This window comes from Sphaerisporangium viridialbum, from assembly GCF_049674955.1.
In the GTDB taxonomy this organism is placed as follows: Bacteria; Actinomycetota; Actinomycetes; order Streptosporangiales; family Streptosporangiaceae; genus Sphaerisporangium; species Sphaerisporangium viridialbum.
In genome coordinates this window covers 4,274,664-4,287,464 of record NZ_CP187232.1, presented here as the reverse complement: position 1 = coordinate 4,287,464, position 12,801 = coordinate 4,274,664, and the positions used below count along the sequence as shown (strand labels likewise).

The following is a 12,801-nucleotide window of genomic DNA, read 5'->3' as shown; positions in this document are numbered from 1 at the left end:
GCGCCGGGCCGGGACCCGGGCACGCCACCCGCCGCCCCGGCCCCGCCGCCTGTGAACGGAGTGACCACCATGCCGCACGACGAGAACATCGACGTCCTGGAGGCGGTCGAACGCCAGACCGCCGCCCTGTTCGCGCAGGCCAACCGGCTCGTGGAGTCCCTCGCCGCGCGCGTTGGGCTGCAGGCCGCCCACTTCCGGTGCCTTTCTGTGCTGTGCCGCCAGGGCCCCATGTCGGTGCGCTGCCTGGCCGGGCTGGTGGGGCTCAGCGACGAGGAGGCCGCCGAGGTGGTCGACCACCTGGAGCACGACGGCTACGCCGAGCGCCGCCGCGAGGCCGACGGCCACCGGGTGCTGGTGCACCCCGACCGCGTCGCCCACCGCGCCCGCGTGGAACCCGCGCTCAGAGAGCTGCGCGAGGCCTGGTATCCCCTGGTCAGGGACAGGTGCGACGACCTCGGGCTCCTCGCGGGGTTGATGGCCGAGAGCCGCAGGCTGACCGACCTGTCGATGACGCTTCGCACCCAGCCCGACGCCTTTACAAAGTAGATTAACAACGGCCGGGGGAAGACCGGCCTAAGATCGCACCGTGGACGTGCCCGCCGTACCCGACCCCGGCCTGGGCGCCGTCACGCCCGCCGCCGACCCCTACGTGGTCTACCTCGACGCCCTGGCCGCCGCCGAGTCGCGGCGCACGATGCGCGGCTGCCTCGACCGGGTCGCCCGCGTCATCTCCGGCGACCCCGGCGCCACCGGCGCCGGGCAGCCCTGGCACCTGCTGCGCTACGAGCACACGGTGCGCATCCGCACGATCCTCACCGAGCAGGGATGGTCGCCCGCCTACGTCAACAAGCACCTGGTCGCGCTGCGCCGGGTGATGCGCGAGGCCTGGCGGCTCGGCAAGATGAGCGCCGAAGACTACCAGCGCGCCGCCGACCTGCCCACCCTCCAGCACACCCGGCTGCCGACCGGCCATCACGTCCCGCCGGAGGTGGTCGGCGCGGCCCTGGCCGTCTGCGACCGCGACGACTCCCCCGCCGGGGTGCGCGACGGCGCGCTGCTGGCCCTGCTGTACTCCACCGGCTGCCGCCGCGCCGAGGTCGCCGGGCTCGCGCTAGCCGACTACGACGTCGCCGCGCGGTCCCTGCGCGTGCGCGGCAAGCGCGACAAGGAACGCCTGGTCTACCTGACCGCGGAGGCGGTGGCCCGCACCGAGGCCTGGCTCGCCGTGCGCGGGCGGGCGGCGGGCGCGCTGTTCGCCCCCATCAGCAGGGCCGGACGGCTGCGGGCCCCGGGGGGAAGACCCGCCGCGATGACCGGGCAGGCGATCGCCGACATCCTGGCCCGGCGCCTGGCCGCCGCCGGGGCCACCAAGAGGACCCCGCACGACTTCCGGCGTACGTTCATCGGCGAGCTCCTGGACGCGGGAGTCGACCTGGCCACCACCCAGGCGCTGGTCGGCCACGCCTCCCCCGTCACCACCGCGCGCTACGACCGGCGCCCTGAGAGCCGCCGCAGGGAGGCCGTCGACCGGCTGCGGATGCCCGACGCCCGCCCCCTGCGCCCCGGCGGCCCCTGAGCCCCGCCCGGGCTTCCAGGGCCCGAGGCCGCCGCTACGAGCTGACGCGTCCCTACGAGCTGACGCCGCCTACGACCCGCGGCGGGCGCGCCAGGCGGCGGCGCTCAGGCGGTACAGCACGTGCGGGCGCAGCGGGCTGCCGGCCGGCGGGCCCGGGTGCTCGAAGTCGTCGCGCGGGTCGCGGGTCATGCCCAGCCGCCGCATGACGGCCTGCGAGCGCACGTTGGCGGGCACCGTCATGGAGACCACCTCCGCCAGCCCCGCCGTCCCGAACCCGTGGTCCAGGGCCGCGGTCGCCGCCTCGGTGGCGTAGCCGTGCCCCCACGCCTCGCGGGCCAGGCGCCAGCCGACCTCCACGGCGGGGGTGAAGTGGGCCTCGAACCTCTGCCACACCAGGCCGGTGAACCCGGCGAACAGCCCGCTCTCGCGCACCTCCACCGCCCACAGCCCGAACCCGTGCTCCTCCAGGCCCGCGGTGATGCGGCCCACCATCGCGTCGCTCTCGCCCCGGCTCAAAGTGGCCGGGAAGTGCTCCATGACCTCGGGGTCGGCGTTCATCTCGGCGAAGGGCGCAAGGTCATCCTCGCGCCAGGGGCGCAGGACGAGCCGCTCGGTCTCCAGCATGGTGCACCATTGTGCCCCCGATGCCCGGTCTCCGCGCGCCGGGAACGGCAGGTCTGGAATAAGAACCTCTGGGAGTGGGTTAGAGTCGAGTAGCCGATGTGGTTTGTGTCCCCCGGGCCGCAATTACCGCCTTCACGGAATACCGTTCGGCTGGAGCCGTGTTGTGCCTCTCGCCGAGGAGGCGACCGCCACATCGGCCTAAACGGAGCGCCCCGCAAGTCCGCTTGCGGGGCGCTTCGTTGTACGACGATGTAACACTTTGTGGGCTGCCGTAACACAAGGTTTCCACTCAGCGCCGTATGGTTGGCATTGGCCGTCCGCACACCGGGAGAGTCCGTGCTGTATCGCATCACGAAGATCATCAGCAGTCCTGTGCTGCGTCTGCTGTGGCGCCCCGAGGTGACCGGGGCACGCAACGTTCCAAGGACGGGAGCGGCGATCCTGGCCTCCAACCACCTGTCCATCCTGGACTCGGTGTTCCTGCCGCTGATGCTCCCGAGGCAGGTGACCTTCGTGGCCAAGTCGGAGTACTTCACGGGCAACCGGCTGATGGCCATGTTCATGCGCGGCACCGGCCAGGTCGCGATCGACAGGGAGAGCGCCTCGGCCGCGCAGGAGATGCTCGACTCGGCCCTGCAGGTGCTCAAGGGCGGCGAGCTGTTCGGCATCTACCCCGAGGGCACCCGCTCCCCCGACGGGCGGCTCTACCGCGGCAAGATCGGCGTCGCCTGGCTGGCGCTGACGGCGGGCGTGCCGGTGATCCCGGTCGCGATGGTCAACACCGAGCGCGTGCTGCCGCCCGGCGCCTCGGTCCCGCGCATCGCCAAGATCGGCGTCCACATCGGCGAGCCGATGAGCTTCACCGGCGACGCCGGCCGGGCCAGGGACCGGCGCGCGGTCACCGACGAGGTGATGCGGGCCATCCAGCGCCTGTCGGGCCAGGAGTACGTCCCGGCGTACGCCTCGAGCCAGAAGGAGCGGGCCAAGGAGGCCGCCTGAGCCGATCGCGCGGCGGCAAAGCGGCGAGCGGCACGGTTTTCCCCGCGCTAGGCTCGTGGCGACGTCGAGACACCCGGGGGTAACGCGTGCCGCGCGGCCGTATCATCGCGATCACGTCTGTCGCGACCGTGCTGGTGGCGGGGGCCGCCGCCGGTGGCGCCTACTACGTCCTGCACACCAGGGGCAGCGCGGCGCAGACCGCGGGCCACTTCGCCGGCGCCTGGAGCCGGGGCGACCTGGCCGCCATGCGGTCCGACCTCGCCTCCCCGGTGGCCGGGTTCGACGCCGCCTACGCCGAGCTGGCCGCAAACCTCGGCGCCCAGAAGACCTCGGTCAAGCTGGGCGCGGTCAGCCCGGCGGGCGACGACCGGGCCAAGGCCGCCTACACCGCCACCCTTACGCTGAAGAACATCGGCCAGTGGACCTACACCGGCTCCTTCGACCTGGTCGTCAAGGACCACTACTGGAAGGTCGCCTGGACTCCGGCGGCGGCCCACCCCTCGCTGAACGGCTCCACCCACCTGGCCCTGAAGGCCACCTGGCCGCAGCGGGCCGCGGTGGAGGACTCCTCGGGTGGCCGCATCGACCAGGGCGACGTGGGCGGGTCGGTGCAGCAGCTCGTCGGGTACCTCGACAAGGCGACCGCCAAGGACGTCGCCAAGCTGGGCTCGTCCTACAAGCCGGGTGACGCCGTCGGCAGGGGCGGGCTGCAGGAGACCTTCCAGAAGGACCTGGCCGGCGTGCCCGCCACCCAGATCATGGTCGTCGACGGCTCCAAGAAGGCCGTCAAGACGTTGAAGACCATCGAGGGGTCCCCCGGCACGGCCGTGCGCACCAGCCTGGACCCCCTGGTGCAGAAGGCCGCGGTCGAAGCGGTGCGCACCCTGGACAAGCCCACCTCCCTGGTGGCGATCCGCCCGGCCACCGGCGAGATCCTCGCCGTGGTCAACAACCGCGGCGGGTTCAACCGCGCGCTGGACGGCCGCTATCCTCCCGGGTCGACGTTCAAGACCGTCACCGCCGCCGGGCTGCTCGCCGAGGGGCTCACCCCCGAGCAGAAGGTCACCTGCCCCGCCAAGGCCACCATCGGCGGGCTGCCGATCCGCAACTCCGACCACGAGGCGTTCGGCTCGCTGTCGTTCCTCGACTCCTACGCCCACTCCTGCAACACGACCTTCGCGCCGCTGGCCGCCCAGCACCTCAGCGGCGGCAAGCTGTACGACATCGCCTCCAAGCTGGGCTTCAACCAGGCCCTGAACATCGGCGTCCCCGCCACCAAGGGCAGCATGCCGAAGCCCACCAGCGAGGCCGAACTGGCGGCCGAGTCCTTCGGCCAGGGGCGCATCACCGCCAGCCCGCTGGTGATGGCCTCGGTCGCCGCCGCGGTGGCCGACGGCACCTGGCGCCCGCCGACCCTGGTGCCCACCCTCAAGCAGAAGGCCCAGCCGCAGCAGCTCCCGGAGGAGGTCGCGCGGAACCTCCGCACGATGATGGCCGCCGTGGTCAGCAAGGGCACCGCCAAGGGGGCGGGGCTGCCCAAGGGCACGGCGGGCAAGACGGGCACCGCGGAGTTCGGCACCGGCCCGAAGCTCGACTCACACGCGTGGTTCATCGGCTTCCGTGGCGAGGTGGCGTTCGCCGTGGTCGTGGAGGCCGGAGGCATGGGCGGCGCGGTCGCCGCCCCGGTCGCCGCCGGCTTCCTGCGTGCCCTGGGCTGACCGGCCTCCCGGCACGCCGGACTCCACACGCCTGACCATGCTCCGGCCAGGGCGCGTGGCGGTTCGAACGTGACCCGTCCCCGGCCCGGACGCCCGCACAGCGGAGCCGGACCGTTCACAGGGACCGGACGCCGGCACGGCACAGCGGAGCCGGACCGTTCACAGGGACCGGACGCCGGCACGGCACGGCGGGGCCGGGCCGTTCACGAACCCGGACGCCTACACGGCGGGGCCGGGCCGTTCACGGGGGACCCGCCGCTCAGACGGCGCGGGACTCCGGCGGGGGCACGAGGCCCCGCCTCACATCGGCAGCGCCGCCGCCGCGTCGTGATGGAACACCATGATCAGCAGGGTCGCCACCAAAGTGGCGATCAGCAGCCAGCTCACCAGGATGATGATCGACGACCTGCTCAGACGCCGCCGGCCGCGGGCTTCACGGGCGGCGCGCTTCTGTTCTCCGGTCGCCTTGCGCTGCACGCGCTCGTTGAACGACTCAAGCCGGGCGGCGAGTCGTGGATCGGCATCGGTGAGATAACTCTCGATCTGGGCAAGCATTCGCTCCTCGTCCTGCGACCAAGGCACGCCGCACCTCCCGGCAACGCAAGCGGTGTGCCGACGTTCTGCCCACCCCCAAGATCTTTAGCCATACCATGCCGTCCTTTTTACCGCCAGTTTCGAAGTTGCGATCTTTATCGAACCCCTGTTCTAATCAAGCCATGCGCTGGGACAACCTGCGCCTGACCGACACCGGCCAGGGCACCCGAGCCGTGCCGCTGTTCGCCCGTGGCGCGGTGACCACGACGTTCGACACCCCGGAGTTCCGGGGCATGACCTTCTACGAGATCCACGCCCGCACGATCGTCAACCGCGTTCCGGCGGCCAGCCACGTCCCGTTCCAATGGACGATCAACCCCTACCGGGGGTGCACGCATTCGTGCACATATTGCTTCGCGCGCAAGACCCACGAATACCTCGACCTCGATGCCGGCCACGACTTCGACTCCAAGATCGTCGTCAAGGTCAACGCCCCCGAGCTGGCCCGCAAGGAGCTCGCCGCGCCGCGCTGGGGCGGCCACCACATCGCCATGGGCACCAACGTCGACTGCTACCAGCGGGCCGAGGGCCGCTACCGGCTGATGCGGGGCATCCTGTCCGCTCTCAGAGACGCCAGGAACCCGTTCTCCATCCTCACCAAGGGCTCGCTCATCCTGCGCGACCTCGACCTGCTGACCGAGGCCGCCGAGGTGACCGACGTCGGCACCTCGCTGTCCATCGGCTTCGCCGACGACGAGCTGTGGCGTTCGGTCGAGCCCGGTACCCCCAGGCCCGGCAGGCGGCTGGAGGTCTGCGCCACCCTCACCGGGCACGGGCTGCCGTGCTCGGTGCTGATGGCGCCGATCCTGCCCTACCTCACCGACTCGCCGCGGGCGCTGGCGCGCACGGTCGCGTTGATCGCCGAGGCCGGCGCCACCCACGTGGTGCCCATCGTGCTGCACCTGCGGCCGGGGGCGCGCGAGTGGTTCCTCGGCTGGCTGGGCCGCGAGCATCCCCGCCTGGTCCCGCGCTACCAGGAGCTGTACGGGCGCGGGGCCTACGCGCCGAAGGCCTACCAGGCGCGCGTCACCCGGCAGGTCCAGGAGCTGGCCGCCCGCAGCGGGGTGGGCAGGTCCTCCCCGGCCGCCGCCCGCCGCGTCCGGCCGCCCGTCCCGCCGCCGGGCGCCGGCGGTCCCGAGCAGCTCACGCTGCTGTAACCCCGGAAAGACACATATGGGTGATTGACTCCGCTGTTGGGTATTTAACGCGAGTGATGCGCGGAATATGGCGCATTGTCATCCAATGGTCGGCCCATGAGAATAGGGGGAATCATGGCGGGAACACGAAAGAAATCCACCAAGGCCACAGGAAAGGCCAAGAAAGCAGCCATAAAGGCTACGCGCGAGACCAAGCAGACCAAACGCGAAGACGACGACAAGCGGCCCGCGGAGCGCGAAGAGGCGCGGTGACGCCGGTCATCGCGCGGCGACCCCGGCGACCCGTGCGACCGGACCCGTACAGCCGTGCGACCGGACCCGTACAGCCGTGCGACCGGACCCGTACAGCCGTGCGACCGGACCCGTATAGCCGTGCGACCGGACCCGTATAGCCCCTGAAGGGGTTTCTGCGGTAATGATCAGCCACTCTCCCCCCGGCCACCGCGCGGAGCGGGCGGTTCCGGCCCGTCACGGACGGCGGCCGTGCCCCGTCACCGCCCGCACGACGGCCGTGCTCCGCCGCCGTCCGCACGACGGCCGTGCTCCGCCGCCGTCCGCACGACGGCCGTGCTCCGCCGCCGTCCGCACGACGGCCATGCTCCGCCGCCGCCCGTACGGCGGTCGCGCACTGCCCCGTCCGCTCGGCGGTCGTGCCCTGCGGCCGGCTCGGCGGTCGTGCGGCCCTCCCGGCGCCGAAGACGGGGCGTGCACGGTCTCGACGCGGAGGCCCGGGTGCCTGATCATGGAAACCCCCGGCCCGAACGCGAGGATCGATGCCCGCTTATCTCCGCTTCCCCACGATCTTCGGTGAGGTCGTCGTCTTCGCCGCCGAGGACGACCTGTGGATGGTCTCCGCCGACGGCGGCAGGGCCTTCCGGCTGACCGCCGGGGTCGCGGAGGCCGGGTACCCCCGCTTCTCCCTCGACGGCACCAAGATCGCCTTCGTCGGCCGGGAGGAGGGGCCAGAGGAGGTCTACGTCATGCCCGCCGAGGGCGGCGCCGGCACGCGGATGACCTACGACGGCGCCCTGTGCACCGTCACCGGATGGGACCCGGGCGGCGCGGTGGTCTACGCCAGCGACGAGGGCCAGCCCTTCGGCCGCCGCAGATGGCTGCACCGCGTCGACGCCGAGGGGATCTCCCAGCGCCTGCCCCACGGGCCGGCCAACTCCATCTCCTACGGTCCCGGCGGGGCGATCGTGCTCGGCCGCAACACCGCGGACCCGGCGCGCTGGAAGCGCTACCGGGGCGGCACCGTCGGCGACCTGTGGGTCGACCGGGAGGGCAGGGGCGAGTTCGCGCGGCTGATCTCCCTGGCGGGGAACCTCGCCTCGCCCTGCTGGGTGGGCGAGCGCATCTACTTCCTGTCCGACCACGAGGGCATCGGCAACGTCTACTCCTGCACGCCCTCCGGCGAGGACCTCCAGCGGCACACCGACCACGACGACTACTACGCCCGCAACCTCGCGAGCGACGGCAGGCGGCTGGTCTACCACGCGGCGGCCGAGCTGTACGTGCTCGACCCGGCCGAGGGCGAGGCGCGCGCGGTCGAGGTGCGCCTGGGAAGCTCGCACACCCAGCGCAACCGCCGGTTCGTCCCGGCCGCGCACTACCTGGACAGCGCCACCCTCACCCCCGACGGCAGCGGCCTGGCGATCACCACGCGCGGCAAGGCGTACTCCTTCGGCAACTGGGAGGGCCCGGTGCGCCAGCACGGCGAGCCGGACGGTGTGCGCTACCGCCTGCCGACCTGGCTCAAGGACGGCGAGCGGCTGGTGGCGGCGGCCAGCGACGACGGCGACCGAGAGGTCCTGGTCGTGCTGACCGCCGACGGCAGCGCCGCCCCGGTGCGCCTGCCCGGCCTGGACACCGGGCGGGCGATCGCCCTGACGGTCTCGCCTAGCGCCGACCGCCTCGCGGTGACCAACCACCGCAACGAACTGCTCATCGTCACCCTGCCCGGCCCGGGCGCCGGGGAAGGCGCCGATCAGGGCGGCGCTGACGGCGCCGGTGAGGGTGGGGGCGAGAGTGGGGGCGAGGCGACGCTGACGGTGGCCGACAGCAGCAGGTTCGGCCGCGTCGAGGACGCGGTCTGGTCCCCCGGGGGCGACTGGCTCGCCTATACCTTCCCCGACACCGCGCAGACCACGGCCATCAAGCTCCTCGAGGTCGCCACCGGGGAGACCCACCTGGTCACCCGCCCGGTGCTGCGCGACAGCAGGCCCGCCTTCGACCCCGAGGGCAGATACCTGTACTTCATCGGGCAGCGCGTGTTCAACCCGGTCTACGACTCGCTGCAGTTCGACCTGGGGTTCCCGCTCGGCACCCGGCCGTACGCCGTCGCGCTGCGGAACGACGTCGGCTCGCCGTTCGTGCCCGAGCCGAGGCCACTGTCCGGCGACGACCCCCCGGCCAAGGACTCCCACGGCGGCAACGGCCCCGGCGGCCAGGGCGTCACCGCCGGCACCGGCCCGGGCGCGGCGGACGGCGAGACCCCCGCCGCCGGCGGCGCCACACCCGGCGAGCCCGCCACCGGCGAGCACCCCGGGGGCGCGGATGACGAGGCGACCGGCGAGGGCCTGGAGATCCACTTCGAGGGCATCGAGCGCCGCGTCGTCGCTTTCCCGGTGCCCGAGGGCCGCTATGAGCGCGTCGCCGGCATGAGGGACAAGGTGCTGTTCACCTCATTCCCGGTCGAGGGCAGCCGCGGCGACGAGTTCGCCGAGTCCACCTCCGGCACCCTGCTCGCCTACGACTTCGTCAAGCGGAAGTCCGAGACCCTGGTCTCCGACGTCACCGACTTCCACCTGGGCAGGGACGCCACGACGCTGCTCTACCGCTCCGGGCAGCGGCTGCGGGTGATCAGGGCGGGTGAGCCGCCCTCCGAGGACGACTCCCCCGGCAGGGCCGGGGGGTGGATCGACCTCGACCGGGTGAAGGTGTCGGTGTGCCCGGCGGCCGAGTGGCGGCAGATGTTCCGCGAGGCGTGGCGGCTCCAGCGCGAGAACTTCTGGGTGCAGGACATGGCCGGCATCGACTGGGACGGCGTCTACGAGCGCTACCTGCCCCTGGTCGACCGGGTGGGCACCCGCGGCGAGTTCTCCGACCTGCTGTGGGAGCTGCTGGGCGAGCTCGGCACCTCGCACGCCTACGAGAGCGGCGGCGAGTACCGCACCAGGCCCCACTACCGGCAGGGCAAGCTCGGCGTCGACTGGTCCTACGCCGGCGGCGTCCACACGATCTCGCGCATCGTCGCCGGCGACCCCTGGGACCCGGACGCCACCTCCCCGCTCAACCGCCCGGGGCTCGACGTGCGGGCGGGCGACGCGGTGGTGGCGATCAACGGCCAGCCGGCGGGGGCGGTGGCCGGGCCGGCCAGGCTCCTGGTCAACCAGGCGGGCCAGGAGGTCGAGCTGACCGTCAGGCGCGGAGACGGCCCCGCGAGGACGGTGACGGTGAAGGCGCTGTCGGACGAGGAGCCCGGCCGCTACCGCGACTGGGTGGAGGCCAACCGCGCGCGCACCCACGAGCGCACCGGCGGCAGGATCGGCTACATCCACATCCCCGACATGGGCCCGGACGGCTACGCCGAGTTCCACCGGGGGTTCCTCGCCGAGTACGACCGGGAGGGGCTGGTGGTGGACGTCCGCTTCAACGGCGGCGGCCACGTCTCCGGGCTGCTGCTGCAGAAGCTCGCCCGGCGGCGCATCGGCTACGACTTCCCCCGCTGGGGGGTGCCCGAGCCCTACCCCGCCGAGTCGCCGCGCGGCGCCCTGGTGGCGATCACCAACGAGTGGGCCGGTTCCGACGGCGACATTTTCAGCCACACCTTCAAGCTGCTCGGGCTCGGCCCGCTGATCGGCAAGCGCACGTGGGGCGGGGTGATCGGCATCTGGCCGCGCCACCGGCTGGCCGACGGCACGGTGACCACCCAGCCGGAGTTCTCCTTCACCTTCGACGACGTGGGGTGGCGGGTGGAGAACTACGGCACCGATCCGGACATCGAGGTCGACATCACCCCGCAGGACTACGCGCGGGGCGTCGACACCCAGCTGGAGCGGGCGATCGACGTGGCGCTGGAGCGCCTGGCGCAGTATCCCGCGCACACGCCGAACCCTGCCGACCGTCCCCGGCTGGGCGCCCCGCTGCTCCCTCCGCGCCGGTGACCGCCCAGGTCAGCCGTCCGGGCGGTCGGGGTCGCGGGCGGCGTACGCGCGCAGCCGCGCCGCCAGGGCCATGACCTCCTCCCGCAGTTCGTCGGGCTCGATCACGGTGAACGGCCGGCCGAGGCCGGCCAGCAGCGCGGCCATGCCGTCCAGCCGCTCCGTGCGGGCCACCATGAGCACGCCGTCCTCGGTCTCGGTCAGCCGGGCGAACGAGGGCGGCAGCCGGCGCAGGGCCTCGGCGCGGGTGGTCTCCAGCAGCACGCGCACCTCGTACCGGTACGGCACCGAGGACAGCGAGGCCATCACGTGCGCCACCGGGTCGAACTCCCGCGGGCCGGGGAAGCCGTCCGCGAGGGTTTCGGCGGAGGCGACGCGGTCCAGGCGGAAGGTGCGCATCTGCCGCCTGAGCCGGTCCATGCCGGTGACGTACCACCGGCCCGAGTGGAAGACCAGGCCGTAGGGGTCCAGCTCGCGGTCGGTCTCCTCGCCCCGCCACGAGCGGTAGCGAAGGCGCACCCGCCTCCTGCGGCGGGCGGCGGCGGCCAGGGTCAGCAGGGTGTCGGCGGCCGGGCGCGGCGTCTCGGCGGCCCGGGAGGTGTGCCCGAGGGTGTCGGTGACGGCCTCGACCCGCTCGCGCAGCTCCGTGGGGAGCACCCGCTGAATCTTGGCCAGGGCGCTCTCGGTGGCGCTCTCCCCCACCGCGAGGCCGGTGCGGCGGCCGGCGAGCAGGCCGAGGACGACGGCGGCGGCCTCGTCCTCGGTGAGCATGAGCGGCGGCAGCTTGTATCCGGGCAGCAGGCGGTAACCGCCGTGGCGGCCGCGTTCGGCCTGGACCGGCACGCCGAGCTCGGCCAGGCGCAGCGCGTACCGCCGCACGGTGCGCTCGTCGACCTCCAGCCGCCGCGCCAGTTCGGCGCCGGTCAGCCCGGGGCGCGCCTGGAGCAGCTCCAGCAAGGTCAGCACCCGCGTCACCGGATGTGGCATGAAATTTCCCTTTTTATCCGGACTGGTTCTGCCCGGATTCGATCCTACGGTGAGGTCAACGGCAAAGGATCTCCAGGGAGATGAATATGAGCACCTTCGTACTGGTCCCGGGTCACTGGCTCGGCGCGTGGGCCTGGCAGGGCGTCACCGAGCCGCTCCGGGCGGCCGGCCACACGGTCCACCCGCTGACCCTGACCGGGCTCGCCGACCGCATCCACCTCGGCGGCCCGGGCACCGGGCTGGACACCCACATCGACGACATCGTCAACACGCTGGTGCACGAGGACCTGCGGGAGGTCGTGCTGGTCGCCCACAGCGGCGGCGGTGCCCCGGTCACCGGGGCGGCCGACCGCATCCCCGAGCGGATCGACAAGATCGTGTACCTGGACAGCGGCCCGCTCGCCGACGGGATGTCGCAGCTCGACCAGTACCCGCCGGAGAGGCTGGAGTCGATCCAGGAGCACCTGACCGGCGGCTGGCGGTACGAGCCCCCGGCATGGGAGCGGCAGGAGAGGCTCGGGGCGAGCACGGCCGGACTCGGCGAGGCGGACAAGGCGGAGATCATGGCGCGGATGACGCCCCAGCCGTACGGGACCCTCACCCAGCCCCTGCGGCTCACCGGAGAGGGCGGCGCGGACAAGCTTCCCAAGGCCCTGGTCAGCTGCTCGTTCCCGCTCGCCCAGGTCAGGGAGCTGATCGAGCAGGGCCATCCGTACTTCGCCGGGCTGAGCGGCCCCGAGTGGGAGCTGCACGAGCTGCCGACCGGCCACTGGCCGATGTTCTCCCGCCCAGGGGACACCGCGCGGCTGCTGGGTTCGCTGTAGGTAGCGGTTTCGCACGACAGGGGGTGAAGCCGGGCCGACGCCTTTACTTTGTAGATCAGAAGCATCCTCGACCGGGCCGCCGACATCTCCGCACTGCCGCACCTGTCGGAGAGCACCGTGCGCGAATACCTGTCGGCGGCCACCGGCAAGACCGGCACC

At 72.7% G+C, this 12,801-nt stretch carries 11 protein-coding genes; 8 read left to right on the top strand and 3 right to left on the bottom strand.

Going from position 1 to position 12,801, the window contains the following annotated elements; translation table 11 throughout:
* The first annotated feature begins 69 nt into the window (after positions 1–69).
* Together ACOZ38_RS19010 and ACOZ38_RS19005 are read left to right on the top strand one after the other, a co-directional pair.
* On the top strand, positions 70–546 hold the full coding sequence (locus tag ACOZ38_RS19010) for a MarR family transcriptional regulator (protein ID WP_424532287.1): 477 nt from the start codon (positions 70–72) through the stop codon (positions 544–546).
* Between the two features lie 40 nt (positions 547–586).
* On the top strand, positions 587–1,576 hold the full coding sequence (locus ACOZ38_RS19005) for a tyrosine-type recombinase/integrase (RefSeq protein WP_424532286.1): 990 nt from the start codon (positions 587–589) through the stop codon (positions 1,574–1,576).
* Positions 1,577–1,645: 69 nt separating this feature from the next.
* On the opposite strand, the gene ACOZ38_RS19000 is transcribed toward ACOZ38_RS19005, so the two are convergent.
* Positions 1,646–2,200: a GNAT family N-acetyltransferase gene (locus ACOZ38_RS19000; RefSeq protein ID WP_424532285.1), complete on the bottom strand. Its 555-nt coding sequence runs from the start codon at positions 2,198–2,200 to the stop codon at positions 1,646–1,648.
* Between the two features lie 336 nt (positions 2,201–2,536).
* Here ACOZ38_RS19000 and ACOZ38_RS18995 point away from each other — a divergent pair, with 336 nt between their 5' ends.
* Together ACOZ38_RS18995 and ACOZ38_RS18990 are read left to right on the top strand one after the other, a co-directional pair.
* The gene (locus ACOZ38_RS18995; RefSeq protein WP_424532283.1) at positions 2,537–3,199 is read left to right on the top strand and encodes a lysophospholipid acyltransferase family protein; all 663 of its coding nucleotides are present in this window, start codon (positions 2,537–2,539) and stop codon (positions 3,197–3,199) included.
* Between the two features lie 86 nt (positions 3,200–3,285).
* Positions 3,286–4,917 (top strand): penicillin-binding transpeptidase domain-containing protein, encoded by a 1,632-nt coding sequence (locus ACOZ38_RS18990; RefSeq protein WP_424532281.1) that lies wholly within the window; start codon positions 3,286–3,288, stop codon positions 4,915–4,917.
* Between the two features lie 300 nt (positions 4,918–5,217).
* Here ACOZ38_RS18990 and ACOZ38_RS18985 read toward each other — a convergent pair whose 3' ends face one another.
* On the bottom strand, positions 5,218–5,499 hold the full coding sequence (locus ACOZ38_RS18985; RefSeq protein WP_405149541.1) for a DUF3040 domain-containing protein: 282 nt from the start codon (positions 5,497–5,499) through the stop codon (positions 5,218–5,220).
* A gap of 134 nt (positions 5,500–5,633) precedes the next feature.
* Here ACOZ38_RS18985 and ACOZ38_RS18980 point away from each other — a divergent pair, with 134 nt between their 5' ends.
* The 3 genes from ACOZ38_RS18980 (at position 5,634) to ACOZ38_RS18970 (ending at position 10,834) form a co-directional block, all read left to right on the top strand.
* Positions 5,634–6,668, top strand: coding sequence for an Rv2578c family radical SAM protein (locus ACOZ38_RS18980; protein WP_424532279.1), 1,035 nt, complete (start codon positions 5,634–5,636; stop codon positions 6,666–6,668).
* Positions 6,669–6,782: 114 nt separating this feature from the next.
* Positions 6,783–6,920 (top strand): hypothetical protein, encoded by a 138-nt coding sequence (locus tag ACOZ38_RS18975; RefSeq protein WP_358561998.1) that lies wholly within the window; start codon positions 6,783–6,785, stop codon positions 6,918–6,920.
* Between the two features lie 521 nt (positions 6,921–7,441).
* Positions 7,442–10,834 carry a S41 family peptidase gene (locus ACOZ38_RS18970; protein WP_424532277.1) on the top strand — a complete coding sequence of 1,131 codons (3,393 nt, stop codon included), beginning with the start codon at positions 7,442–7,444 and terminating at the stop codon, positions 10,832–10,834.
* A 9-nt stretch (positions 10,835–10,843) separates the two neighbouring features.
* On the opposite strand, the gene ACOZ38_RS18965 is transcribed toward ACOZ38_RS18970, so the two are convergent.
* Entirely contained in the window at positions 10,844–11,818 is a 975-nt protein-coding gene (locus ACOZ38_RS18965; protein ID WP_424532275.1) for a helix-turn-helix transcriptional regulator, read from the bottom strand.
* Positions 11,819–11,904: 86 nt separating this feature from the next.
* On the opposite strand from ACOZ38_RS18965, the gene ACOZ38_RS18960 reads away from it, so the two are divergent.
* The gene (locus ACOZ38_RS18960) at positions 11,905–12,642 is read left to right on the top strand and encodes an alpha/beta fold hydrolase (RefSeq protein WP_424532273.1); all 738 of its coding nucleotides are present in this window, start codon (positions 11,905–11,907) and stop codon (positions 12,640–12,642) included.
* Positions 12,643–12,801: the final 159 nt, after the last annotated feature.

Coding starts and splice junctions, on each gene's coding strand:
- ACOZ38_RS19010 (WP_424532287.1), top strand. CDS start 70: ATGCCGCACGACGAGAACATCGACGTCCTGGAGGCGGTCGAACGCCAG.
- ACOZ38_RS19000 (WP_424532285.1), bottom strand. CDS start 2,200: ATGCTGGAGACCGAGCGGCTCGTCCTGCGCCCCTGGCGCGAGGATGAC.
- ACOZ38_RS18980 (WP_424532279.1), top strand. CDS start 5,634: ATGCGCTGGGACAACCTGCGCCTGACCGACACCGGCCAGGGCACCCGA.
- ACOZ38_RS18975 (WP_358561998.1), top strand. CDS start 6,783: ATGGCGGGAACACGAAAGAAATCCACCAAGGCCACAGGAAAGGCCAAG.
- ACOZ38_RS18970 (WP_424532277.1), top strand. CDS start 7,442: ATGCCCGCTTATCTCCGCTTCCCCACGATCTTCGGTGAGGTCGTCGTC.
- ACOZ38_RS18965 (WP_424532275.1), bottom strand. CDS start 11,818: ATGCCACATCCGGTGACGCGGGTGCTGACCTTGCTGGAGCTGCTCCAG.
- ACOZ38_RS18960 (WP_424532273.1), top strand. CDS start 11,905: ATGAGCACCTTCGTACTGGTCCCGGGTCACTGGCTCGGCGCGTGGGCC.